This is a genomic window from Trinickia sp. Y13, assembly GCF_029522115.1.
In the GTDB taxonomy this organism is placed as follows: domain Bacteria; phylum Pseudomonadota; class Gammaproteobacteria; order Burkholderiales; family Burkholderiaceae; genus Trinickia.
This window is the reverse complement of sequence record NZ_JAKWFK010000001.1, coordinates 87,743-113,092: the sequence shown is the minus strand read 5'-3', so window position 1 is coordinate 113,092 and position 25,350 is coordinate 87,743. Positions and strand designations below refer to the sequence as shown.

The window sequence follows — 25,350 nt, the reverse complement described above, 5'->3', positions numbered from 1 at the left end:
AGGGTATGCCGTTCGCATTCGCCGCGATGGGCTGCGCTGCGCACGGCCGCGGCAAGGCAGCCCATCGCGGTTAGAGCCAAACCTCCAGCGCATAACGGACGACGCGCGCTATCGTTCGCTCGCACTGACTTTTACAAAACGCGCCCTCATGCCCTACCGACATTTGCTCTCCGAACTGGATCTCGGCTTCACGAAGCTTAGGAATCGCGTCGTCATGGGCTCGATGCATACGGGCCTCGAGGACCGCTTTTGGCACTATCCGGCGCTCGCCGAGTACTACCGCGAGCGTGCAAAAGGCGGCGTGGGTCTGATCATCACGGGCGGCATTTCGCCGAACCGCGAAGGATGGCTGCTGCCATTCGGCGGCACGCTCAATAGCGTCTTCGATCTGCACAATCATCGCCGTCTGACGAAAGCCGTGCATGACGAAGGCGGCAAGATTGCCTTGCAGATCCTGCATGCGGGCCGCTACGGTTACCACCCGTTCGTGGTTTCGGCATCGGCCATTCGCTCGCCCATTTCGAAGTTCACACCGAAAGCGCTGACCGAAGCGGGCATCGAGCGCACCGTGGGCGCTTACGCGAAGACCGCGCGGCTCGCTCAGCGCGCCGGCTACGACGGCGTCGAGATCATGGGCAGCGAAGGCTATCTGCTCAACCAGTTCCTTTGTTTGCGCACGAACCATCGCACCGATCGCTACGGCGGCAGCATCGCTAACCGGATGCGCTTGGCGCTCGCCGTGGTGCGCCGCGTGCGCGAGGCCTGCGGCGATCGGTTCATCGTCATCTATCGCCTTTCGCTGATCGATCTCGTCGAAGGCGGCAATACCTGGGACGAAACCATCCAAGTCGCCGGCGCGCTCGAAGCCGCGGGCGTCACACTGATCAACACCGGCATCGGCTGGCACGAGGCGCGCGTGCCGACGATCGTGACTTCCGTGCCACGCGCCGCGTTCGCCCCGCTGACGGCGCGTTTGCGCGCCGCCGTGACGATTCCCGTGATCGCATCGAACCGGATCAACACGCCGGAGTTGGCCGAGACGCTCATAGCGCAAGGCAGCGCGGATCTCGTGTCAATGGCGCGGCCCCTCTTGGCCGACCCGCAGTTCGTCGTCAAAGCCAGCGAAGGGCGCGCCGACGAGATCAATACATGCATCGCCTGCAACCAGGCCTGTCTCGATCACACCTTCCGCAACGAACGCGCGAGCTGCCTCGTCAATCCTCGCGCGGCGCGCGAAACGGAACTCGTCTATCGGCCCACGCGCCGCGCGCTTGCGCTCGCCGTCGTCGGCGCGGGACCGGCCGGACTGTCGGCCGCGTGCGTGGCGGCCGCACGCGGTCATCGCGTCACGCTGTTCGATGCGAACTCAACGATCGGCGGCCAATTCAATCTCGCCAAGCGCATCCCGGGGAAAGAGGAATTCGCCGAAACGCTGCGCTATTTCAGCGCGCAGTTGCGCAAATACGGCGTCGACGTTCGCCTTTGCACACGTGTCGACGCAGCGCGGCTCGACAAGGAACGCTTCGACGAAATCATCGTAGCCACGGGCATCGTCCCGCGGCGGCCGTCGATCCCAGGCATCGACGGCGCCAACGTCCTCTCTTACGTCGACGTGTTGCACGGGGCGCCGGTCGGCCGCACCGTCGCGGTCATCGGCGCGGGCGGCATCGGCTTCGACATCAGCGAGTTTTTGCTGCACCGCGCAGGCGATCCGCTGCCGCAACCGCGCGACGCGTGGCTCGATGCGTGGCGCGTCGACTTAACCGTTGCCGCACCGGGCGGCCTTGCCCCTGCCGCTCCCGCGCCGCAGCCGGAGCGCCGGATTTGGCTGCTGCAGCGCAAGAAGGGCAAGCTCGGGGCGGGGCTGGGCAAGACCTCGGGCTGGGTCCATCGCGCGACGCTCGTGCGTCACGGCGTGAAGATGCTCGACGGCGTCACCTATCTCGAGATCGGACGGGGCGGACTGAAGATCGAACGCGACGGGCTGCAGCAATGGCTCGAGGTCGATACGATCGTCGTGTGCGCGGGGCAGGAATCGCTGCGCGATCTCGTGCCGACGACGCCCCGCTTGGGCGGGCCGCGGTTTCATGTGATCGGCGGCGCGGCCCTCGCGACCGAGCTCGACGCGGAGCGCGCCATTCGCGAAGGCGCCGAACTGGCCGCCAAGCTCTAGCGCTCGTCAAGCGGCGCGCCGCCGGTCGAACCAGAACGACAGCGCGACGCTGGCAAGGATCACGCCGGTCGCGATCAACGTCGAGCCCGTTACCGGTTCGCCCAACATCATCGCGCCGAGCGCCACGGCGACGATGGGGTTCACGTACATGCAGCTACTCGCCACGATCGGACTCGTGTGCCGAATCAAGAAACCGTAGGCGACGTACGCGGCCATCGTCGCGACCACCATCAGGTACACGAACGCGAATAACGAGCCGAAGCTGAGTGCGGCGACGCGCTCGCCGCCTGCCACCGCGATCACCGTCGAAATCGCGCCACCAAGCCCGATCTGCAGCGCAGTCGACAAAAACAGATCGGCAGGCAGCGCGAGACGGCTCGCGAGATGGGCGCCGCCAGCCCAAAACAACGCAGCGCACAGGATGACGATGCTGCCGCTCGTCGACGAATTGGAGGAATCGCCGTGGTTGAGGATGAAAATGCCGGCCAGACCCAGCGCCACGGCGGCCCACTCCCCCTTTGCGATCGGCCGGCCCGCCACGGCCGAGATGATCGTCGCGAACAGCGGCACGGTCGCCACCATGACTGCCGCGGTACCGGTGCCTACGCTGCGCATGCCGAACGCCAGCAAGCCGCTCGAAAAACCCACGAGCATCGTGCCGACGATGCCCGCGTTGCGCGCTTGGATCAGCGTCGGCCACGCGCTCGCACGTCGCACCGCGAATAGGAACAGGCCAATGCCCGCGATCAAGTTGCGCAGACCGGACAACAATAAGGGCGGAAACGCTTCCAGCGCGACGTGCACGGCCAGATAGGCCGAACCCCAAGCGAGGTAAACGACGGCCAGCGCAAGCGCGATGCGCCCCCCGTGACTGCGCGGCGGCCCGATCCACTTGGTGAAGGCAGATAGTGCGAGCGGCATCAACCGGCGCCTCGAGGCAAGGCCCGCCGGCGCACGGCGGCGCCGCACGGCAGGTGCGGCGCGATGCGCAAGCCGCGCAGCGCTGCAAAGTCGATCCGGGCAATGCAGGGCGGCATTCTTGTCGGTACGCTTGGGAGTGAACGGGTGCGCCGGTCGATCGGCGCGCAAACCACGCCATTATGCAACGGCGCGCCATCAAAGCGGCGTAGCCACACGGCGCAGAGGGCCTCCCCGGCGGTGTGCTCCGGCCACGCAGGCCCCCGCCGCCGCGCCAACGAGCGAGCGGCGGCGCGGCCTTGTCATGGCCGGTTGCCAAAGCCCGGCTGCGCGTGTATCTTCTGCGATGCTAACGCGGGGGTCCTGCGTCGTACCGTCGCACTCGGTACGCGCGGGTGAGAAATACCCTTTGAACCTGATCTGGATAATGCCAGCGCAGGGAAGCGTGGGAGCTTCTCGGCTCCGCGCATTTCTCTCATCCGCCCTCTCGTCTCCTGCATTAGCGCCCTAAGTCAGGAGAATCGCATGAGTGCCAATCCGAAATTCATTTCATCCGAAGCGCGCGTGGACGCCGCGGCCGTCGCTCCGCTGCCCAATTCGCAAAAGATCTACGTGACGGGCTCGCGTCCGGATATCCGCGTGCCGATGCGCGAAATCACGCAAGCCGATACGCCTACGGCCTTCGGCGGCGAGAAAAACCCGCCGATCTACGTCTACGATACTTCGGGGCCTTATACCGACCCGCAAGCGGCGATCGACATCCGTTCGGGCCTGCCCGCGTTGCGCCAGCGTTGGATCGAAGAGCGCGGCGACACCGAAGCGCTGCCCGGCCTCACGAGCCAATACGGTCTCGAACGCGCAGCCGATCCGGCCACGGCCTCGCTGCGCTTTCCCGGCCTGCATCGCACGCCGCGCCGCGCCAAAGCCGGCGCGAACGTCACGCAGATGCACTACGCGCGCCGCGGCATCATTACGCCCGAGATGGAGTTCATCGCGATTCGCGAGAACCAGCGCCGCGCCGAATACCTCGAGAGCCTGCGCGCGAGCGGGCCGAACGGCGCGAAGCTGGCCGACATGATGGGCCGCCAGCACCCCGGCCAAGCCTTCGGCGCCGCCGCCTTCGGCGCGAACGCCGCACGCGAAATCACGCCGGAATTCGTGCGCGAGGAAGTAGCGCGCGGCCGCGCGATCATTCCCGCGAACATCAACCACCCGGAAAGCGAGCCGATGATCATCGGCCGCAATTTCCTCGTGAAGATCAATGCGAACATCGGCAACTCGGCCGTGACCTCGTCGATCGGCGAAGAAGTCGACAAGATGACGTGGGCCATCCGCTGGGGCGGCGACACGGTCATGGATCTGTCGACGGGCAAGCATATTCACGAGACGCGCGAGTGGATCATCCGCAACAGCCCGGTGCCGATCGGCACGGTGCCGATCTATCAAGCGCTCGAAAAGGTCAACGGCAAAGCCGAGGATCTGACCTGGGAGATTTTCCGCGACACGCTCATCGAGCAAGCCGAGCAAGGCGTCGATTACTTCACGATCCATGCGGGCGTGCTGCTGCGCTACGTGCCGCTCACGGCCAATCGCATGACGGGCATCGTCTCGCGCGGCGGCTCGATCATGGCCAAGTGGTGCCTCGCGCATCACAAGGAAAGTTTCCTCTACGAACACTTCGAGGAAATCTGCGAAATCATGAAGGCCTATGACGTCAGCTTCTCGCTTGGCGATGGGCTGCGTCCCGGCTCGATCTACGATGCCAACGACGAAGCACAGCTCGGCGAGCTCAAGACGCTCGGCGAACTGACGCAAACGGCGTGGAAGCACGATGTGCAGGTCATGATCGAAGGCCCCGGCCACGTTCCGATGCAGCTCATCAAAGAGAACATGGACCTGCAATTGGAATGGTGCGACGAAGCGCCGTTCTACACGCTCGGACCGCTCACGACCGACATCGCACCGGGCTACGATCACATCACCTCGGGCATCGGCGCGGCCATGATCGGTTGGTTCGGCACCGCGATGCTCTGCTACGTCACGCCGAAAGAGCACCTGGGCCTGCCGAACAAGGACGACGTCAAGGAAGGCATCATCACCTACAAGCTCGCGGCGCACGCGGCCGATCTGGCCAAGGGGCATCCGGGCGCGCAAGTGCGCGACAACGCCTTGTCGAAGGCGCGCTTCGAGTTCCGCTGGGAAGACCAGTTCAACCTCGGTCTCGATCCCGACAAGGCGCGCGAATTCCACGACGAAACGCTGCCGAAGGATTCGGCGAAAGTCGCCCACTTCTGCTCGATGTGCGGCCCCCACTTCTGTTCGATGAAGATCACGCAGGACGTGCGCGACTTCGCCGCCGCCCAAGGCATGTCGGACGAAACGGCGCTCAAGAAGGGGATGGAGGAAAAGGCCGTCGAATTCGTCAAGAGCGGCGCGCAGATCTATCAGCGGCAGTAACGCCGCGAAGCACCTTCTAGCGTTGCCCAAAGGGGCGCAGTCTCTCGACTGCGCCCCTTTTTCGTCTCCAGCGCATTGCATGCACTCGGTCCGCCGCACCTTCTTTTTCTGCCGTTCGGCACGCACTTTTGTCGATTTTTGCTGTTTCATCTCGCGCTGAAATATCGAACGACGGGGCGGTGATACCATGCCTTTCGTTCAGCAGAGACAAGACGAAAACAAGCCTCGAGACCCCTCATGAAACCCAGCCATCTCCTTCAACTGCTCGTGCTCGCCGCCCTATGGGGCGCATCGTTCCTATTCATTCGCGTAGGGGTAGTGGAGTTCGGCGTCGCGCCGCTCATGGCCCTGCGTGTGTCGATCGGCGCCGCTGTGCTCATCGTCATGCTGGCGCTGCGCGGCACGCCGCGCGCTTCGTTTGCGACGCTGCGCTCGCGCGCGCTGCCGTTGTTCGTGGTCGGCGTGCTCAACTCCGCCGCGCCGTTCTGCTTGTTCGCATTTGCCGAACTCACGCTATCGGCGGGCTTGACTTCAGTCATCAACGCCACCACACCGCTGTGGGGCGCGCTCATCGCGTTCGTCTGGCTCAAGGACCGGCTCACCGCCTTGCGCACGCTCGGCATGCTGATCGGTTTTGGAGGCGTGGTATCACTCGTCTGGGGCCAGATTGCGGCGCCCCATGGCGCGCTTGCGCCGTCGGCGTTCGCGACGGCGCTGGCCGCGCTCGCCGCGACCGGCGCCGCGCTCCTCTACGGCATCGCCGCCAATTACACGAAACGCTATTTGACCGGCGTCGATTCCCTGACGATCGCCACCGGCAGCATGATCGGCGGCAGCATCGCGCTGATCCCGTTCGCCATCGCGACGTGGCCCGCGGGTCCGGTCTCGTTGCACGCCTGGGGCGCGGTCCTGAGCCTCGGCGTGGCGTGCACGGGCGTGGCCTACTTGATCTTCTTCCATCTCATCAACGTCGCGGGACCGGCGCGCGCCATCACCGTCACGTTCGTGATTCCGGTATTCGGCATTTTGTGGGGCACGCTGTTCCTCGACGAAGCGCTCACCGCGAACATGGTGCAAGGCTGCGCGATCGTGCTCGTGGGCACCGCGCTCGCCACAGGGGTGATCAAGCGCATCCCCGGCATGCGGCAGCGCCACGCGTAGCCTATCGCTCGGCGCACGACCGCCGCGGGCGCCACTTCGGCGCCCGCCTTTTCGAGCGTCCCCGCCTCCTTCGCGCGCCTGCCTCCTTCGCTTCCCGCCTGTCTCCCTTTCTCGCCAGTGTCGGCTCTCCCGCGTTCGGCGCCGCACGCGCGGCGATGACCGCGTCCGCCTTTCCATGCCAATCGTCTGCAACCGCACGCTCGAAGGCGCCGGGGCCGCCTTAGGCTGGTCGCATTCTTTGGGTTCACGCTTTGCTACACTGCCCGTTGGTTACATGGATACCGTTCGATATGCCAGCTCCTTTCGTCCGCTCCCGCTCGGACGGCTCACTGCGCGCACGCGGCACGAGATCTTCCCGCATCTGGCGCGGCGGCCGTCGCGCGCAGCTACGGCGCGCGGACGCGCGTCGCTCGGCATGTCGTCGCGACGCGAGCTGACGCTTGCGGGCATCCTGCCGCATCTCGCCCGCGATGAGGCCGGTTGGCACATCGCGTTTCAAGGCGTGACGCTGCGCAGCGCCTTCCAAGCGGTCGTGTCGATCACGCACAAGCGCATCGTCGGCTACGAGGCGCTCTTGCGCGCGACCGATGCCAAAGGCCGCACGATCACCCCCGATCAGTTGTTTGCGCGCGCCAAGGCCACGGGCCCTGCGCTCGCGCTCGAACGACTGACACGCTGTGTCCATTTCGCCAACTTCGCGGAGCAGAACGCGCAATCGGGCTGGCTCTTCGTCAACGCGCTGCCCCAGTTGCTGCGTATCGGGCCGAGCCATCAGGCCTTCACCGACGACCTGTGCGCTCACTTCGGCATCGCGCCGCATCGCGTGGTGTTCGAGATGATCGAGCAACCGAGCACGGACGAGCCGCAATTCGAGCGCATCGTCGATGCGCTGCGCGAGCGCGATCTGCTGATCGCCATCGACGATTTCGGCACGGGGTTTTCCAACTTCGATCGCATCTGGCGCATGCGCCCGGACATCGTCAAGCTCGATCGCTCGCTCGTCGCCCGCATCGCCGCGCCGGGCGCCGATCATCAATTCGCCACCCAACTCGTGACGATGCTGCACCGCGCCGGCACCATGGTGCTCGGCGAGGGGATCGAATCCGAGGATGAACTGATGACCTTGATGGAGGCCGATGTCGATTTCGTCCAGGGCTTTTGGCTCGGCACACCGCAGCCGTCGGTCACCCGTGCGGGCGAGGACGCCCCGAGCCGCATCGAATCGATGTGGCAACGCTTTCACGCGCGCGCTTGGGCCTCCCCCGGCAAGCCTGTCGAATTTGCCAGCCTCGAAGAAACCGTCCTCGCAGGCGCACGCGCTTACGCCTCGACCGGCGATCTCGCATTCGCCGCACAGCAGGCGTTCCGCGCACCGTGGGCACGGCGCGTGTTCGTCGTCGACCGGCATGGCGACCAGCACCGGCCGTCGATCGCCTCCCAAACGCAACCGCAGTCCCCTCGTCTGGCGCCACTGTTTCCCGATACCGCGAGCAATTGGTCGCGGCGCGCCTACTTCAAACGCGCATTGGCGTCGCCCGGACGCGTCGCCGTCATGGGGCCGCACTATTCCCTCACCGAAGGCAAGGACTGCTACACGGCCGCCGTCACGGTCGAGACGCACGGGCAAATCGAAGTGTTTTGTGTCGACTTCGTCGCGAGCCTGGAAGCGCCCGCGATCGACCGCGATTGACCGCGACGGAGAAAGCGGCTCGCGATGAAATGGCGAGCGGCCGTAAGCGAGCGGCTCAGGCGCGCCCCCCTCGCCCGCTGAACCGACGGACGAGAGGCCTTATTCTTCAACGCGGCCACGCCCGGCCTTCACACTCGAGCGGCGCGTCTTGCTTTCGAGTCGACGTACGGTGGACGCGCGCGTGGGCCGCGTCGGAATCCGCGGGCGGCGCGTAACGCTGACGCTCGCGATCAGTTCTTCGAGCCGCGCCAGCGCGGCGGCGCGATTCATCTCCTGCGTGCGGTATTCCTGCGCTTTGATGACGATCACCCCTTCGCGCGTGATGCGCCGGTCTTCCAAGGCGAGCAACCGCATCTTCAAGACATCGGGCAGCGAGGAGGCGCGGATATCGAAACGCAGGTGGATCGCGCTCGAGACTTTATTGACGTTCTGGCCACCCGCGCCTTGCGCGCGCACGGCCGTCAACTCGACTTCTTCCGGTACCACGTGAAAACGCAGCGTCATGTTTGCATCTCCTGCATTCGAGCCAGCAGCCCCGAGTCGCGGCGCGTCGGCGCAGCGATCGCCTCGGCCAGCACCTCGCGTGCGCCGACGACACGAACGGTCTTGCGCGCACGCGTCACTGCCGTATAGACGAGTTCGCGCGTGAGGACACGGCTCGTCGATGCCGGCAACACGAGCGCCGCATGATCGAACTCCGAGCCCTGCGACTTGTGGACCGTCAGCGCAAAGGCCGTATCGTGCGGCGGCAACGCGGCTGGCGCAACACCGCGCACGCTGCCGTCGGCCGTGCGGAAGAACACGCGCAGCGGGCCCTCCGGCGTAGGCAGCGCGATGCCGATGTCGCCGTTGAACAGCCCCAGGGCGTAATCGTTGCGCGCCACCATGACCGCGCGGCCCGCGAACCAGCTCGAGCCGATCGCGAGCGGTACGCGCGCGGCGCGCCGCACGTGCTCGGCCATTTGCGCATTCAGGGCTTGCACGCCGCGTGGCCCGAGCCGCGTCGCACACAAAATACGGAATGCGTTGAGCGCGTCGAACAACGATGCGCAATCGGGCCGCGGTGCAGCCAGCGCCGCCGTCAGCGCCTCGACGTACGGCGCGAAGCCCTGTGCCAGGCGCTGCAAGGTGCTCGCGCGCAGCACCGGGCCGTTGTCTTCGTCCAGTTGCGCCGGCGCCGTGCCGTGCTCGCCAAGCGCGTCCGATTGCGCGAACAAGTCGCTCTGGGGCGAAGCGTTCCGAGTCACGCCAAGGGCATCGAACGCGGCCTGCACGTCGCCGCGCCGGATGGCCACCGATAGGCGGCCGATGGCCGAGTCCAGCCCGAAACGGTAGTTGCGCTCGAGCCAAACGACGCAATCGACGAGCGGCGCGCGCTCGGAGAATGCGGCGACCGGCGCGGTGTGAGATGCTGATTGAGCGGCCGCCATCGTCCGCTCGGACGCGGCACCCGGCACTTCGCCCTGCGGCCAATCGGGGGGCGCGTCCGCGGCCGCATCCGCCCCGGCGCCCTCCCCGCCAATCGCGATATCGGGTTCTTCGAGCCCCGTCCACCCCCAACCGTCCTCGAGCGAGCCGAGCGGTTCCAGCAAATCCAAACCATCGTCGCTCGAGAACGTGTCGACTTCGGATCGATCCGCGTCAAGCGCCGCATCGCCGTCCGACTCCCACCGCGGCAGCGCCGCGCGCACGCGCGCTTCATCCACGTCCGTCGCCCGTGCGATACGCGCGATGCCGGCCGCGCTGAAGCTCGGGCGGGCGCTCAATTCGGCGAAGACGGCCCCCGCTTCCACGGCAGCCAGCTGATCCTTATCGCCAAGCAGCACGAGCCGCGTGTGGGGAGCCAGCGCGTCGAACAGTTGCGCTGCGAGCGTCAGGTCGATCATCGACGCTTCGTCGACCACCAGGACATCGTAAGGCAGCGGGTTGTCGCGGCCGTAGCGTGCTCGCATCCCTTGGCTCAAGCCCAGCAGCCGGTGCAGCGTCTGCGAAACGCGCGGCAGCCGCTCGGCGATCGAAGCCGGAAGGCTAGCGGCGCGCGCAAGCAAGGCCTCTTGCATGCGTTGCGCCGCCTTGCCCGTCGGCGCGGCGAGCGCGATCGTCAAAGACGGATCGGCGTCGATCAGGCACGCGAGCATGCCGACGACCGTCGTCGTCTTGCCGGTGCCCGGCCCGCCGCTCACGACCGTCAACCGGCTCGACAAGGACAACGCGGCGCACGCTCGCTGCCAATCGACGTCACTCGAATCCGGCGGGCCGAAAAAGCGCGTGAGCCGCGCCGCCAGCCCCGACTCATCGGTGTCGCGCGCGCTCGCCCCCGCTATGTCCGCGACGGCGGCGCCAGCGTCACGAGCGCCGAGCGCCGGCGCATGCGCGATCACAGCCGCCGCAAGCCGCCGTTCGTCTTCGTAGTAGCGCCCCAGGTAAAGACGGCCCGCCGCATCGAGCACGAGCGGCCGCAGCGCCGCGGCGTCTTGCGTCCCATCCGAAACGATCCCGCTTGCGCGCAGCGCCGCAGCGGCTTCGTCGAGCGTTTCGCCATAGCGTCTTGCGAGGCGTTCGAGCGACAGGCACACATGGCCCGCGCTCGTCGCGCGGCTGACGGCGAATGCCGCGCGACGCGCCCATCGCGCCGCGGCGGGATTCGCCCCCACTCGCCCCGCCAAGGCGCCCATACGGTATGCGAAACCCGCCGCGAGCGCCGCGCCGAACTCGCCGCCCTCGCGCTGCGGCGCCGGTCGAAACGATTGCGCCGTCGAACTCATCCTGCCCCCCGGTCGTTCATTGCGCTCATGACGCAAGCTCCCTGCTCATCGAGGCATCGAGCGCCTCGATCAACTCGCGCGCCGGCAAGCGCGCGCATACCCCGGCCTGGGCCGTTCCGTCGCGCCATTGCGGGCGCATGCCACGCACGAACAAATACGCGTATCCGCCCATATGCAGGTCGTAGTCATAGCGCGGCAGGCGCATCTTCAAGTAACGATGCAGCGCGACCGTGTAAAGGAGCGCCTGCAAATGGTAGGCATGGTGCGCCATCGCGGCTTCGAGCGCGTCGCTCCCGTAATCGGCCGGCGTCGTCCCAAGGTGATTCGACTTCCAGTCGATGATCCAAAAACGACCTTCGCCTTCGACCACCAGATCGACGAACCCTTTGACGTAGCCGGCCAGCGCGGACGGATCGAGCAGCACGTCCGGGTAGCCATGCCGTGCGAGCAATCCTCGCAACTCGCGCGGCTCGAGCGCCGGGGCAGAAAAAACGAACGGCCACTCGGTCAATCGGCGGGCCGGGTTCAGCGCCGCCAGCGTCAGCCCGGGCGCCCATGGCGTGGCCGTGACGTCTTCGATCAACCGCGTCATCATGGCCGGCAGACGCGCTGCCGTCTCGGCGTCGGCCGAGACCGGCCGCTCGATCAGCGCACGTTCGATCGCCGCGGGCCACGTCGCAGGCGCGGAAAAGTCGGCCAGCTCGAACATCCGGTGCAGGCATTCGCCGGCAGCGGCGCCGCGCGGAAACGCAAGGATGTCGTTATCGGCCAGCAGTTCGGCGTGCGTGCGCGCGGGCAGCGCGAGCACAGGCGGCCACGCCGCCTCCACCGCCTGCGCGTCCTGCGGGGCGGGGACCAGGGCGTCGTGATCGGGCCGCGGCTCATCGTCCACCGTCGCGCTCGGCTGGCGCGCACCCGCCGTCAGGGAGCTGAAACTCGCCATGCGCCACGTCTCTTTCAACGCGCGATGCAACACCCGCGCAACGAAATGCCTGCTCGGCCCCGTCTCGCGGGCAAGCGGCACGCGGCGCGCTGGCGCGGGCAGCGGCGCCAGCGCGATCGGGCCGCCCGCCAAGGCCACCCAGGCCAGATCGAGCGCGCTCTGCTCCGGCGGATCGTCGAACCAATCCTCGAACGCACGCCCATCTCCCGCGACGAGCCAATTGAGCACGCTGCGCCGAGCTTCTTTCGTCGAGCGCGCCATGAGATAAGCGCCGCAGACGAGATAGCAACGGTACACCGCGCGGGTCAGCGCCACGTAGACGAGCCGCGCACGCTCGGCGGCCTCCTCGCGCGCAGCCTCGCGTTCGGCGCGCTCGGCTTCGCTTCCCTCGCAACCGTAATGCAGCACCGCGCGCGCGCCTGCTTGCGCATCGTCGTGGTACTCCCGCGCCTCGGGCAGACCGCTCGACGAACTTGCCATACGCGCACCGTCGCCGAGGAACGGACAAAACACGACGGCGTATTCGAGCCCCTTCGATTTATGAACTGTGACGATCTGCACGAGATCGCGATCCGATTCGAGCCGCAACTGCGCTTCCTCGCCGCCGCCTCGCGCACGCTCGGCGGCGAGCCAGCGCAAGGTCGGCGCAATGCCCGGATGGACGGCTGCGCGGGCCGAAGCCAGTTCTGCCAAATGATGCACGTCCGTGAGCCGCCGCTCGCCGTCGCGGCCGGCGAGGAGACGCTCGCCGATCTCGAGTTCGCGCATCATCGTGCGCCACATCGTGGCAAAGCCGCGTTCGAGCCACAGCGAGCGGTAACGCGAAAACCGTTCGACCCAAGCCGTCGCCTCGTCGGCATGCGCCTGCGCCGGCGCATCGGCAAGCTGCGCGAGGCGCGCGAGCGCGCGTGCATCGAGGCCGAACCAATCGGCGGCGAGCGCCGCGCGCAACCGCCTCAGATCGCCCGGCGCTTCGACTGCCCCCATCACGCGCTCGAGTTGCTCGGCATCGAGCGTCGCGAACACCGACGACTGCGCGAGCTCGACACTGCCGACGCCCCAAGCGGCCAGCACGCGTTTCATCAAGCTGCCCTGCTTGTGCGTGCGCACGAGCACGGCGATATCGGCCGGCGCGAGCGTCGCTTCCCCCAGCGCAACGCTGCCCTCGCGCGCGCCGCGCAGCAAGCGCACGATTTCAGCCGCGCATGCTTCGGCGGCTTGCCGCTGCGCCTCTCGCTTGGTCAGCGCCGCCTCGCCCGAAGGCAGCGTCCAGACGCGCAGCGCAGCATCCGCGCGCTGCGGATCGGCGTCGTCGACGAACGGCGCACGCGCACGACCGGCCGCTTGCACCGGCATATAGTCGAGCCCGTCGAGCACGAACGCGTGCGGGTTGGCCCCGAAGATGCGATTGCAGGCTTGCACGAGCGGCGCGGTCGAACGCTGGTTGACGGCCAGCGTATAGCGCGCCGTCGCCGCATGCCGCGCGGCCAAATAAGTGTGCAGATCGGCGGCTCGGAAGCTGTAAATCGCTTGCTTGGGATCGCCGACGAGAAAGAGCGGCCCGACCACGCCGTCCTTGCCCGCCCCCGCGAAAATGCGCTCGAAGATGGCGAACTGCAGCGGGTCCGTATCTTGGAACTCGTCGATGAGCGCAGCCGGATAGCGCGCGCGCAACGTATCGGCGAGCCACGGATGTTCGAGCAACGCGCCGTGGAGATTGGCGAGCAAGTCGTCGAACGAGGCCAAGCGGCGCGTGCGCTTCATCGCCGCGAGCATCTCCGGCGCTTGTTCGAGCCATACCGCGAGCAAGCCGAGCCAGCGGGCCCGATGGATTGCCTCAGCCGTTTCCGACGCCTTGGCGAGCGTGTCGGCCAACGAGAAGAACGGGTGCTCGGGCGCTGGTAACTTGACCTTCGTCGCTTTGCCGAGCGCTGTCGCCGTCAGCTTGAGCGCCTCCCGTGGAGGCGGCGCGTGGCAGTCGCCTTCGGCGAAGTAACGGTCCCACGCAACCAGCGCCGCGCGCACCGCTTCGCCCTTATGAGTGGTTTGCTTCAGCGCGGCCTGCGCCTCGTCGAGCAACCGCGCGATCGTCTCCCGCTGCTCGCGCCAGAGTGCGCAAGCCTCGTCGAAGCGCTCTCTCGCATCGTCCCCGTCCCGCGTGCCGAGCGCGGGCGGCGTTGCCCCCGATGCGCCCCAGCGCAATTGCGCGAGCGGCTTCTTCAGCCGCCGCGCGAGCTGCGCATCGAGCGCAAGCGGCGTTGCGCCTTTGGCCACCAGCCAAGCGGCGAATGCCGGGTAGACGGCGGCGACGGGCTCGACCCGCTCACGCCAAAATTGCGCGGCGAGTTCGAAGCGCAGCGAAGCGTCGTCTGCCTCCATCTCGAACGCGAACGGCATGGCGGCCGCGAAAGGCGCCTCCTGCAGCGCGCGCTGACAAAATGCGTGAATCGTATGAATGGCCGCCTGATCGAACGTCGAGAGCGCGCGCCGAATCCGCTTGCCGGCCAACTCTCGATCGAGCCCGCCGGGACCGAGCGTCGTCGCGAGCAACTGCGCGACGAAAGGATCCCTGCCGTCGTCGTCGATTTCGATGGCCCGTGCGAGCTCGGCAAGCCGACCGCGAATCCGCTCGTGCAACTCCGCCGTGGCCGCTTTCGTGAACGTAACGACGAGAATTTGGTCGGCGTTCAGGTCCCGTTCGAGCAACAACCTCACGTACAGCGCGCAAATGTTCCAGGTCTTGCCCGTGCCCGCCGAGGCCTCGATTTGGTTGACGCCGGCAAGCACACAACTGAAGACGTCTAGGGGCTCGGCCGGCGGCGGATCGAGCGGACGGCGATCGAGTTCGCTCATGCGTCGTCTCCGGTCAGATGAGCAAGCAGCGGCTCGAAAACGATGCGCGAGAGTGCGCCGAAGGATTCATCGAGCGTCAGGTCGACGCCGCGCCAAGCGATCTCGAGCGCCGAGTCGTCGGATTCGCCGCGCACGCGGTCGCTGATCCACACGCCGAGCGCGTCCGAATCGCCGCCGTTCGCCTTGGCCCACGCGCTCTTCGGAAAGAAGCGCAACGGCAAGCGGCGCCCGGCCAGGAAGAGCGCGACGAGCGGCCCGAGGTGCGCGAGCGGCGCATCGACGCGCGAAAACGCAAAGCGCTCGGCGGCGCCGTACCACACCGTGCGGCAAGGCCCGTCCGGTTGCGCCGCACAGTACGCGAGGTGGGTCAACCACGCGCTCAAGTACTCACGTGCATTGGGGCTCGAATAACGATAGAGGACAAGCCCCGCTTCGGTGGCATTGTTCAACGCGCCATACAGTTGCACGGGGGCCGCATCGGACAGCGCCTCGCGCAACGCCGCATCGTGCTCGCCGAAGAGCGCGACGCCGTTCGTGTCGGGCCAGCGCGCAACCACCGGCAGCGCGAATTGCAAGCGCGCGCTGCCAGCCGCGAGCGCCGCGCGCACGTCGCCCGCAAGGCGCGCAAGCGCACCGAGCTCGCGCCGCTTCAACACATCGCCGGTCGCGCCCGAGGGCAACTCGGGGCTCGTCTGCGCGACTCGCCATGCGCGCGCGGCCTCGCCGTCGCGCTCGATCAAACGCGGCAGCAACCGATCGGCCAATGCGTCGCGCCCCGCGAAGTCGAGCTCGAAAGGCTCCACTTCGAGCAACTCGCCTCGCGTCTTTTCGAGCACGACGCCCAAGCGCTCGCGCAACAATGCGCGCGCCGGATGCTGCCAAAACCGTTGGAAGTCGACGAATGCGATCGGCTGCGCAGGCTCCGGCGGCAACGGCCCGGCAAAGAACGCGGGCGCAACGGGATCGGCGTCCTCGGCCAGCCGCTGTGCGAGGCGCGCGCGCTCGGCATCGTAAGTGAAGAGCCGGGACGCACCCTCGAAATAAGCCGCGGCGAACGGCTGCAGCGGATGCTCGACGACGAAGGCGCGGCGCGCCTTATCGAGCGCCGCCGGCGCCGCATCGGGACCGGCCTTCGCGCGCGCCAAATGGTCGAGCAATTCGTCGACGAGCGCAGCCGGGGGCAGCGGCGCATTGTCTCGAATGCTGCGCCCCGTATAGCTGATGAAGAATCGATCGCGCGCCGCCAGCAACAGATCGAGGAACAAGTTGCGTTCGTCGGCGCGCCGTTGACGGTCGCCCAACTGCGGCAACGCCGCCATCAAATCGAACTCGTCTGCGCGCGCAAGACTGGGCAAGACGCCATCGTCCATGCCGATGAGACAGATGGCGCGGTAGGGCAAACCGCGCAGGCTAGTCAGCGACGAGAACGTGACCCCGCCCCAGGGCACGCCGCCATGCGCCGCATCGTCCAAGGCGACGGTGAGCGCCGCGCGCATGACGGCGGCCGGCGCCTGCGCTTCGCGCGCGCCGTCGCGCATCGCCTCCAAAGCCTTTTCGATCGCGTCGCGCACGCTCGCGAGCGCATCGGCGAATGGCGGCGAAGGATCGAACAAGCGCGCGAGCGCGTCGGCCAAAAGCGCTGCCCAGCCGTCGCAGTTCAGCGGCTCGCGCGATCGCCGGACGAATCCGTACAAATCGTCGATGAAGCAAGCGAGCCGCCCGAGCAGTTCCGCATCGGCCCCGCGCGGACCCGCCACCGGCAACCAAGCGTCGAGCGGATCGGCGTCGTCGGGCATGGCGTAGCCCAGAAAAAGCCGCGTCAACGCATCGGCGAAGGTGTGGCGCGAGCCAGCCACGGCCTGCGAGGCAGGCTCGCCCTCGCCCGCTGCCGGCGCCTCGTGCGCAAGGCCGCGCCGCGCGCCCGCTTGCGCGAGCCAGCCTTGCACGATGTCCAGCGATGCGGCGTCGATGCCGTAGCGCGCCGCCACCGCTTCCACGCGCAACCATTCGACCACTTCGGGCGCGGTCACGCCGCGCTCGGCGAGCGCGAGCCAATCGAGCAGCACGCGCGCCACGGGATTCGCTTGCGAGGGCGGCAGGCCCGTGATGCGATACGGGATGCGGCCGCGCGCATCGTTTTGCGTCGTGCCGAACACCGCGTCGATGAGCGGCGCGGCCGCTGCCAGATCGGGACACACGACGAGCACATCGGAGGGCCGCAGCCCCGGCAGCGCATCGTGCGCGCTCGACTGCGCCTCGTCGAACCAACTAAGGAGCCGATCGTGCAACACTTCGAGCTGGCGCGACAAGCTATGGCAGACGTGGACTTCGATGCCGTCGGTCTCGTGCGCACGCTCGGCGAGGGGCCTCTCCGGCGTCAAATCGAGCATCGCGTTTTGCACGCGAGCGAGCCAATTGTCCGCCTCGTTCTCGCCAAAGCGCGTCGCCTCGCCCGCGGCCGCGCCTTCCGTCAGTTCGTGCAGCAGATGCAGGTGCGCCTGCGTTTGCCGGCCCCATTGAGCGAGCAGCGGATGGCCAACCTCGTGATAGTCGAGTGCGTCGGCGGCTTCGAGAGCGAGCGCCCTGCCTTCGGTCACGATGTCGAACCAGAACTCCCGGCACGGATTCACCACGTACAGCCGGACGTCGATCCAGCGCGAGAGCTCGCGCAGCAACGCGATATAGAGCGGCGCGATGGTCGGCAGCGCGAAGATGCTGACCGACGCCGGCCACTCCGCGCGCATGACCGCATCGAGATCGAGCGTGCGCGCGAGTTCGAGAAAGCGGTGGGCGGGCGGCGTCGCATCGGCCGCGCCCCCCACGCCGTCCACGGCGCCAAGCTCAGCCAGCAACTGCCGCCACAGCTCGGCCTGCCAGCGCTCGTCTTCGCGCAGCGTGTCATTGGCGTTCGCTGCGCGCCCCGGTGCGACCGCGCCGGGGCCGGGGCCGGGGCCGGGGCCGGGGCCGGGATCGAAGATCGAAAGCCCCTGCTGCCAGCGCGCCAGCCATTCGGGGCGGTAGGTCAGATAGTGATCGAAGACCGTGGCCACCCGCCGTGACAATTCATAGCGCATCGGCGCATCGGCCGCATCGAGGTAGGTGCGAAGCCGCGGCGACTCGAGCCACGCGGCGGCAGTGCCGGACGCCGAGTGGAGCGTGCGAGCCTGTCCCTCCCCCGCTTGCTCGCCGCCGAATGCGTCAAACGCGCCGAACAAGCGATAGCAGCGCCAAGCGAGCCGTTCGACCGCCAGCGGCGAGTGCGTCGGCACATCGATCACGCCGCCGATCTGCGTCCACAGCCACTGCGCGAGAAAGCTGAAGTTGACGTTCGCGCAGATGCCTCGGCGCGAGGCGAGTTCGAGCTCGAGATGGCGACGCACGGCCGCGCTTGGCACGACGATCTCTTCGCGCGCCCATGGGTCGGACGGCATGGAGGCGAGATCTTCCGTGAGCGCTTGAACGAGCGTTTCGTAGCGATTCGAATAGAAAAGCTGGAGCATGAACCCTTGACGGTTGAGAGCGGCTTCGCGGCCATAGGCAGGCGGCGAAATGCATCAGCATAGCAAACGCATCGGCCGCCGCGACGTTGCGGCCCGGTTGCGGGTATGCGCCATCGGCCATATGCGGGGGGCGCCCAAACACGCGCCGCACGCCGCGCCCGTCGCGTGCGAAATACGTTAGACTCGACGCCAATCCCCTTCCCGACCCCGCTAGGCGCTGCCGCCTCGAGATCGATGCGCTATTCGAAAGAAATCGAAAAATTTCTCTACGGCCAGTATTTTTTCGGGGGACTGCGCATGGCCGTCGGCGTTTCGCTGCCGGCCGTCCTGTGCCTCGTCGTGTTTCACCAGGCCGATCTCGGTTTCACCATCGCGACAGGGGCGCTCGGCGCCTGCGTCGTCGATATGCCCGGCCCGCTCAAATACAAGCACAACGAGATGCTGATTTGCAGCGTGCTCGGCTTCGCGTCCGCGCTCGCGACCGGGCTTGCGACGTTCGACGTGTTCGCACTCTGGGCCACCGTCGTTGCGTTGACGTTCGCGCTGTCGCTCACGGTCGTGTACGGCAATCGCTGGCCGCAAATCAGCTTCGCGACGCTGTTCATGATGGTGATGACGCTCGAGCAGCATTTCACACCGCTGCGTGCGCTCACCAATGCCGCGTGGATTCTGGCGGGCGGCCTTTGGTACACCTACTGGGCGACGTTCGTCTCCCAATGGCAGGCGCATCGGATCGAGAAGCAGGCGCTCGCGGAAAACGTCTTCGCCTGCGTCGATTATCTGCTTGCGCGCGCCGCCTTCTACGACGTCGACGCGAACCTCGACGATTGCTACCGCAACCTCGTCGACAAACAAACGACGGCCGTGGAAATGCAGGACGCCGCGCGTGCGATCGTCTTGCGCAATCTGCCCAAGTTGCGGCGCGGCCAGCTCGACGCGAGCCGCGTGACGCTGTTCAATCTGTTCATCAACACCGTCGATCTGCATGAATTGTTCGTCGGCGCGCACACCGATTACCCGCTCATGCGCGCCACGTTCGGCAACGCCGACGTCATGCTTTTCTTTCGCGATCTGATCCGCAAGGCCGCGAGCGATCTCGAGGAAGTCGGCTTGGCGGTCCTGCAGAACCGGCGGCCCGCGGCGCGCGTCAATATGAAGGCCGAAATGCGCGCAATCGAATACGAGATCGAGCTGATGCGCAAGCAGGGCCTGCCGGAGCGCCAACCCGAGGCGTATGCCGCGGCCTCGGCCACGTTCAGGCGCATCTGGAGCGGCGTGCGGCTCATAGACAAGATGAAGAAGCATTTGGCGAGCGACACGCCCGGCGCGCGCACCGAGTTGCGCATCGACCATACGTTGATGCGCTTCTTGTCGAACCGCCGCGTGCCGCTGCGTCAGATTTTTTCGAATCTGACGATGGCCTCGCCGAGCTTTCGCCACGCGCTGCGCGTGACGCTCGCGGTGGCCGTCGGCTTTTGGCTCGGACGCCTGTTGCCGCTCACGAACGCGTATTGGATCGTGATGACGACGCTCATCATCATGAAGCCCGGCTATTCGCTCACCAAACAGCGCAACACGCAGCGTATCGTCGGCACGACGATCGGCTGTGCAGCCAGCATCGCACTGATCTGGTTCGTGAAGGCACCGGCCGTGCTGCTCGTATTCATGTTCGCATCGATGGTGATGAGCTACAGCCTGCTGCTCTTCAACTACACCGCGAGCGTCGTGTTCACGTCCTCGTACGTCTTGCTGCTGTTTCATCTGCTCGCGCCGGGCAGCATGCGCATCATCGGCGAGCGCGCGATCGACACCGTCATCGGCTGCGCGCTCGCGATCGGGGCGAGCCGTCTATTTCCATACTGGGAATACCGGCTGATGGGCAAGCTCGTCACGGAGATGCTGGGCGCCACACGGCAATACCTGGAAAGCGCCTGGTGGCGAGGCAATGCGCCCGAGGCTGCCGCGGGTCCCCTGCCTGGGGCGGCCGCCGCGGCCGCCGCCACGGTTTCGGCCGTTGCAGGCGGATCGTCCCGCGATGCGGCCGCATCGGACGAGCGCGACTTCCGCTACCGGCTCGCGCGCAAGAACGTCCATATTGCGTTCGCCAACCTGGCGCAAGCGTTCCGCCGCATGATGCTCGAGCCCAAGGCGCATCAACGGTTCGTGCCGGAGTTGAACGACCTGCTCGTGCAAAGCCACGGACTGGCCGCGCACATCACGGCTGCCGCTCCGCTGTTGCGCAGCGTGGCCCAGCACGAGTCCGACGGCGCGCTCGCCTTGCAGCGCGCGCTCTCGGCCGTGCGCGAGAATCTCACGCGCGCTCAGGCGGGCGAGGCGCCGCCAGCGGATCAGGCCGAAACGGCCAAGCTCATCAAGCGCGACCTCGACACGATGGTGGTCGAGATCGAGCGGGCCGGCACGCATACCCCCGAGTTCGTCGGCGAACTGAAGCTACTGGCCCTGCAGTGCAAGCAGATGCTCGCCGCCTCGCAGCTGATTCGCAAAGACGCTGGCGCGATTCGCTTGCCCCAGCCATAAACGAAGCCCCGCGGGGCAGCCCCGGCCGGAACGTCCGCAGTGCGCGGGCGCCCGCACGGGAGAACGGCCGCGAGCGCCGGCTCGCTTACTGCGAAGCCGCGGGTGCACTCGCGGCGGCGACGCCGCTCGTGATCTCAACGGCTGGGGTCGACGCAGCCGACGCGCCGGCGGTCTGCTCGTCGTATTCGCGTTTGCCCTTGATCGCGTTGAAAAAGAACGTGCCGATCACAATCAGCACGAGAACGACGACGAGCACGGCGACGCGCGTCGTCGGATTCGATTTGTTAGGTTGGCGCGGATTGTTCATAGAAAAGGTGTGTACGGCGGGAAAATGCGGGCCGAGGAAAGGGAGAGTCGAGCAGCCGGCATTCTACGCGCATCGCGCCGCGCCCACTGCGCGTGCGCCGTCCGGCCCCGCTGCGATCAACGCACCGGCAGCGCGGTCGAATACTTGATTTGCTCCATCGCGAAGCTCGAGCTCACGTCGAACAAGGGCACCGCGCGGATCAATTGCTTATAGACGCGATCGTAGTCGTCGATATCGGACACGACGACGCGCAGCAAATAGTCTGTCTCGCCACTCATCCGGTACGCCTCCACCACCTCCGGAATGTCGCGCACGGCCGTCACGAACTGGCGCGCCCAATCCTCCGTATGCTGATTCGTGCGCACGGCGACGAACACGGTCGTGCCGACGCCCAGCTTGCGTGGGTCGCACAGCGCCACTTGAGCTCGGATGACGCCTTCCTCCTTGAGCCGCTGCACGCGCTTCCAACACGGCGTTTGCGAAAGGTTGACGCGGCTTGCGAGCTCGGCGATCGGCAGCGTCGCATCGGCTTGAAGGAACTCGACGAGCCTTTTATCGATAGCGTCCATTCCCATAACGACCTCGTATTAGAAAAAAATTCTATGTTTATGCGAAACGAGGAAATTATACGGAAACTCTTTTTATCGATAAAACGATATAAATGGGCCATCGATCACTCCGACGCTCGCCAGGCACGGCGCGTCCCGTCAAAACGCCATGGACCAAATTTCGAAATCGACGCCACTCGCGACCGCAGCACCGTTCAACGCGCCCCGGGTGGTCGGCGCGCAACGCGCGTCGTCAATGTCGAAAAGCGAAAGCGCGGCCGCTGTGGCGCGCTTGCGCGAGGCCCTGGACGCGGCGTTCGCCGCCGTTCCCGCGGATGCGGATCCCTCGGCCGCCGGCAGCGCGCAGTTTGGGCAATTGATGCGCGCGGCGCTTGCGCAAGCGGCGGCCGAGGACGCCCTGCTCACGCCCGCGCAACGCGAGGGCGCGGCCGACTGCTACCGGCGTCATTTGGTCGTTGCCGATCCGCACGGCCGCTATACTGCGGCCGCGCTCGTCTGGCAGCCGGGCCAAGCGAGCCCCGTCCACGGGCATCACACCTGGTGCGGGTACACCGTGCTCGAGGGCGCCCTGCATGAAACCCTCTACGAGTGGGACGGCGACACCCATTGCGCAGCGCCTGTGCGGGAGCATGCGCGCGAAGCGGGCGCCGTTTCGTACGTGCGCGCCGGCTTGACGGCGATCCACCGGCTGGCGAATACGAGCTCTCGGCCCGCCCTATCGCTCCATGTGTATGGCGTGCATGGCGAGCAGATCGCCACGCACGTCAACCGCCTCGTGGCGGCTGCGGCAGAGCCATCGTTGCACGGACGTTGATAGCGGCTCAGGACCGCGCCCGCTGGCCGTCACGCCGTCAATAAGCCACCGTTGCAATGCGTCGCACGAAGCGGCCCGCCTCGATTTCGTCGACGAACGCAATCGCGTAATCCTCAGCCGAAATCTTGCTCTCTCCATTGGCGTCCACGATCAGCGCATCGGCGCCCGTGCGGAAAGCGCCGGTCTCGACGCCCGGCGCGATGATCGCGGCGGGCGCAAAAAAGGTCCAATCGAGGTCGGTCGCCGTTCGATAAATCGACAGCCCCTCGCGATGCGCGAGCGCGACCGCTTTGTAGGCGGCGGGAAAGCCGTCGGTGTCGACCAACTGCTTGCCGGGGGCGACCTCGAGCGAGCCCGCGCCTCCCACGGCCACCAGCCGCTTGACCCCAGCCTCCCGTGCCACGGAAATCAGTGCGCGCGTCGCGTCCGCGACCTTCGAGGCGTCCTCGCGCGCGGGGCCATAGGCGCTGGCGATGACGTCCAAGCCCCTGACCTGCTGCGCGCTCGCCGCCGTGTCGAACAGATCCGCCGCCACCACCCGCAGTGCGGGCAAGCCTTCGATAGGCCGAACCTGGCGCACGAGCGCCGTCACTTCGTGCCCTCGCGCCAGCGCGCGCGCCGCAATGCGCGATCCGATCATGCCGGTCGCCCCGAACAGGGCGATTTTCAAACGTCGTTGCATCATGCCGCTCCAGATGTTTATGTAATCACGTTGATTACATTTTTAGGTTTAAAAAAGAGAGGCAGCGCCTCTCGCTTGGACTTCATGACCGGCGCCGCACGCTCGGCGCGGACACCGCCGCCCGGCGGCCCACAAGCCGCCAGAACGAATGGCTTACGTGCTGCCTGCCGCATTTTCTGCCTCGATCACGCCGGCTGTCACGTCGGCCAGCGTGCGCGAGCCCAGCGAGGCCTCCATGGCCCGCTGCGCGTCGTCGATGATGCCGACGAGCACCTGCTGAATGTGCCGGCCCACGAGGCACGCCGGATTCGGCGCCTCGCGATGAAGCCCGAATAAAGGCGCTTCGTCCACGGCGCGATACACGTCGATCAGCGCGATCGCTTTCGGCGCCCGCGCCAGTAACGCACCGCCGCCCGCGCCAAGCTGGGACGTGGTGAGACCGGCACGCGCGAGCATCGACAGCAACTTGCGAATCAGCGCGGGATTCGTATTGACGCTGCCCGCGATGATCTCCGAGGACAAAGGCTCGCCCCGCTGCAGCGACAGCAACGCCAGGATATGAACGGCATAGGCGAAGCGACTGCTGGTATTCATGGCTATGGGCGGGCCCGACAAAGTGTATCCATCTTAATTACAATTTCGCTCGAATGCAACCGTCGCGCTTCACGGCTCAGCTTCACCGCTCATGCTCGGGTCTCGCCGCCCCGATCGCCGTTCGCCCCGCTCGAGCACATATCGGTCATGGACGAGGAGTACACTGCCTCTTCCCACAGCATCTCGTTCCGATTCACTCAGCTTCATCCACGTTTGTCCGCTCACCTCGAAAGGAGAAGGTCATGGCCGCGAAGAAAATTTTGTTTCTGACGGGCGATTTCGCCGAGGACTACGAGACGATGGTGCCATTCCAAGCGCTGCAGGCGGTCGGTCATACGGTCGATGCAGTGTGCCCCGGCAAGCATGCCGGTCAGAAGGTGAAAACGGCCATCCACGATTTCGAGGGCGATCAGACCTACACCGAAAAACCGGGCCACCAATTCGCACTGAACGCGAGCTTCGACGAAGTGGACGCGAACACCTACGACGCGCTCGCCATCGCAGGGGGACGCGCGCCCGAGTACCTGCGCTTGGACCCGAAGGTCATCGAACTGGTCCGCCATTTCGCCCAAAAGAACAAGCCGATCGCCGCCATCTGCCACGCAGCGCAATTGCTGGCGGCGGCTGACGTGATTCGCGGCAAGCGGATTTCCTGCTATCCGGCTTGTTCGCCCGAAGTGCGCTTGGCTGGCGGCGAATATGCCGACATTCCCGTGGATGCCGCCGTGACCGACGCGCCGTTCGTCACCGCCCCGGCCTGGCCCGCGCATCCCGAGTGGCTGCGACAGTTCTTGGCGTTGCTCGGCACGCGCATCGAGCTATAGCCACTCGGCCGCCTCGCGCAGCCGGTGGCGCCGTTCAGATATCCCTTCGTCGTCCTCGATCGAGAGCGCACGGGGGGGTCATCTCGCCGCCGCGGGGAGCTTCACCACCTGCAGGAAAAACCCGAGGCGCCTCACCGCTTCGATGAACGCATCGTATTCGACGGGCTTGGTGACATACACGTTGCAGCCCAACTCATAACAGCGTTCGATTTCGCGCGGATCGTCGGTCGTCGTCAGCACGATCACGGGCAGCGACGCCGTGCGCCGGTCGGCCTTGAGCCGGCGTAGCACTTCCAAGCCGTCGATGCGCGGCATCTTCAGGTCGAGCAGGATCACGGAAGGCGGCAAGTCCTCGCGCGCGTGCGCCGGCTCGTCGCTGAAGAAATAGTCGAGCGCCTGCTGTCCGTCGGAAAAGCGCGTGAAGCCATTTGTCAACCCCGCTCGCCTCAAGTTGCGCTCGATCAATGTGGCATGTCCGTCGTCGTCTTCGATCAGGATGATGCTGACCGATTGTCCGGGCGGCAGCGTGCCGCTCTGGCCCGCAGGCCCTGTGGTGTTGTGC

The 25,350-nt window shown here is 66.6% G+C and carries 17 protein-coding genes and 1 riboswitch; of the genes, 7 read left to right on the top strand and 10 right to left on the bottom strand.

The genetic code is table 11. The features are described 5' to 3' along the window. The first annotated feature begins 148 nt into the window (after nucleotides 1-148). Nucleotides 149-2,173 (top strand): NADPH-dependent 2,4-dienoyl-CoA reductase, encoded by a 2,025-nt coding sequence (locus MMB74_RS00435; protein ID WP_277426624.1) that lies wholly within the window; start codon nucleotides 149-151, stop codon nucleotides 2,171-2,173. 6 nt (nucleotides 2,174-2,179) lie between these two features. Here the strand turns inward: MMB74_RS00435 and MMB74_RS00430 are convergent, their stop codons facing one another. Continuing rightward, nucleotides 2,180-3,094: an EamA family transporter gene (locus tag MMB74_RS00430; protein ID WP_277426623.1), complete on the bottom strand. Its 915-nt coding sequence runs from the start codon at nucleotides 3,092-3,094 to the stop codon at nucleotides 2,180-2,182. 343 nt (nucleotides 3,095-3,437) lie between these two features. Then, a riboswitch (TPP riboswitch) is annotated at nucleotides 3,438-3,551 on the top strand. A 65-nt stretch (nucleotides 3,552-3,616) separates the two neighbouring features. Here MMB74_RS00430 and thiC point away from each other — a divergent pair. From thiC to MMB74_RS00415, 3 genes are all read left to right on the top strand, one after another. Then, on the top strand, nucleotides 3,617-5,548 hold the full coding sequence (thiC, locus tag MMB74_RS00425) for a phosphomethylpyrimidine synthase ThiC (protein WP_277426622.1): 1,932 nt from the start codon (nucleotides 3,617-3,619) through the stop codon (nucleotides 5,546-5,548). 237 nt (nucleotides 5,549-5,785) lie between these two features. Beyond that, complete coding sequence (locus MMB74_RS00420) at nucleotides 5,786-6,709, top strand: DMT family transporter (RefSeq protein ID WP_277426621.1); 924 nt, start codon at nucleotides 5,786-5,788, stop codon at nucleotides 6,707-6,709. Nucleotides 6,710-7,124: 415 nt separating this feature from the next. Next, on the top strand, nucleotides 7,125-8,399 hold the full coding sequence (locus MMB74_RS00415) for an EAL domain-containing protein (protein WP_277427106.1): 1,275 nt from the start codon (nucleotides 7,125-7,127) through the stop codon (nucleotides 8,397-8,399). Nucleotides 8,400-8,498: 99 nt separating this feature from the next. Here the strand turns inward: MMB74_RS00415 and arfB are convergent, their stop codons facing one another. From arfB to recC, 4 genes are read right to left on the bottom strand one after another with little or no spacing between them, the layout of a single operon-like run. Next, entirely contained in the window at nucleotides 8,499-8,903 is a 405-nt protein-coding gene (gene arfB, locus MMB74_RS00410) for an alternative ribosome rescue aminoacyl-tRNA hydrolase ArfB (RefSeq protein WP_277426620.1), read from the bottom strand. Beyond that, the gene (locus MMB74_RS00405) at nucleotides 8,900-11,164 is read right to left on the bottom strand and encodes an AAA family ATPase (RefSeq protein WP_277426619.1); all 2,265 of its coding nucleotides are present in this window, start codon (nucleotides 11,162-11,164) and stop codon (nucleotides 8,900-8,902) included. Before MMB74_RS00405 ends, arfB begins: the two co-directional genes overlap by 4 nt. A 25-nt stretch (nucleotides 11,165-11,189) precedes the next feature. Continuing rightward, nucleotides 11,190-14,960 carry an exodeoxyribonuclease V subunit beta gene (recB, locus tag MMB74_RS00400; RefSeq protein ID WP_277426618.1) on the bottom strand — a complete coding sequence of 1,257 codons (3,771 nt, stop codon included), beginning with the start codon at nucleotides 14,958-14,960 and terminating at the stop codon, nucleotides 11,190-11,192. After that, entirely contained in the window at nucleotides 14,957-18,460 is a 3,504-nt protein-coding gene (gene recC, locus MMB74_RS00395) for an exodeoxyribonuclease V subunit gamma (RefSeq protein ID WP_277426617.1), read from the bottom strand. The genes recB and recC overlap by 4 nt, the downstream gene beginning before the upstream one ends. A gap of 234 nt (nucleotides 18,461-18,694) precedes the next feature. Here recC and MMB74_RS00390 point away from each other — a divergent pair, with 234 nt between their 5' ends. Next, entirely contained in the window at nucleotides 18,695-20,998 is a 2,304-nt protein-coding gene (locus MMB74_RS00390) for an FUSC family membrane protein (protein WP_277426616.1), read from the top strand. Nucleotides 20,999-21,083: 85 nt separating this feature from the next. Here MMB74_RS00390 and MMB74_RS00385 read toward each other — a convergent pair whose 3' ends face one another. Then, nucleotides 21,084-21,305, bottom strand: a complete 222-nt coding sequence (locus MMB74_RS00385; RefSeq protein ID WP_277426615.1) for a hypothetical protein — start codon at nucleotides 21,303-21,305, stop codon at nucleotides 21,084-21,086. A 116-nt stretch (nucleotides 21,306-21,421) separates the two neighbouring features. Beyond that, a complete protein-coding gene (locus MMB74_RS00380; RefSeq protein ID WP_277427105.1) occupies nucleotides 21,422-21,874 on the bottom strand; it encodes an Lrp/AsnC family transcriptional regulator in 453 nt (150 codons plus the stop codon). Nucleotides 21,875-22,109: 235 nt separating this feature from the next. On the opposite strand from MMB74_RS00380, the gene MMB74_RS00375 reads away from it, so the two are divergent. Further along, the gene (locus tag MMB74_RS00375) at nucleotides 22,110-22,688 is read left to right on the top strand and encodes a cysteine dioxygenase family protein (protein ID WP_277426614.1); all 579 of its coding nucleotides are present in this window, start codon (nucleotides 22,110-22,112) and stop codon (nucleotides 22,686-22,688) included. Between the two features lie 37 nt (nucleotides 22,689-22,725). On the opposite strand, the gene MMB74_RS00370 is transcribed toward MMB74_RS00375, so the two are convergent. Both MMB74_RS00370 and MMB74_RS00365 read right to left on the bottom strand, forming a co-directional pair. Beyond that, nucleotides 22,726-23,373 carry an NAD(P)H-binding protein gene (locus tag MMB74_RS00370; RefSeq protein ID WP_277426613.1) on the bottom strand — a complete coding sequence of 216 codons (648 nt, stop codon included), beginning with the start codon at nucleotides 23,371-23,373 and terminating at the stop codon, nucleotides 22,726-22,728. A gap of 150 nt (nucleotides 23,374-23,523) precedes the next feature. Further along, nucleotides 23,524-23,964, bottom strand: coding sequence for an Rrf2 family transcriptional regulator (locus MMB74_RS00365; protein ID WP_277426612.1), 441 nt, complete (start codon nucleotides 23,962-23,964; stop codon nucleotides 23,524-23,526). A gap of 242 nt (nucleotides 23,965-24,206) precedes the next feature. Here MMB74_RS00365 and MMB74_RS00360 point away from each other — a divergent pair, with 242 nt between their 5' ends. Continuing rightward, nucleotides 24,207-24,788 (top strand): DJ-1/PfpI family protein, encoded by a 582-nt coding sequence (locus MMB74_RS00360; RefSeq protein WP_277426611.1) that lies wholly within the window; start codon nucleotides 24,207-24,209, stop codon nucleotides 24,786-24,788. A 78-nt stretch (nucleotides 24,789-24,866) separates the two neighbouring features. Here MMB74_RS00360 and MMB74_RS00355 read toward each other — a convergent pair whose 3' ends face one another. Then, nucleotides 24,867-25,313 carry a response regulator gene (locus MMB74_RS00355; RefSeq protein WP_277427104.1) on the bottom strand — a complete coding sequence of 149 codons (447 nt, stop codon included), beginning with the start codon at nucleotides 25,311-25,313 and terminating at the stop codon, nucleotides 24,867-24,869. Nucleotides 25,314-25,350: the final 37 nt, after the last annotated feature.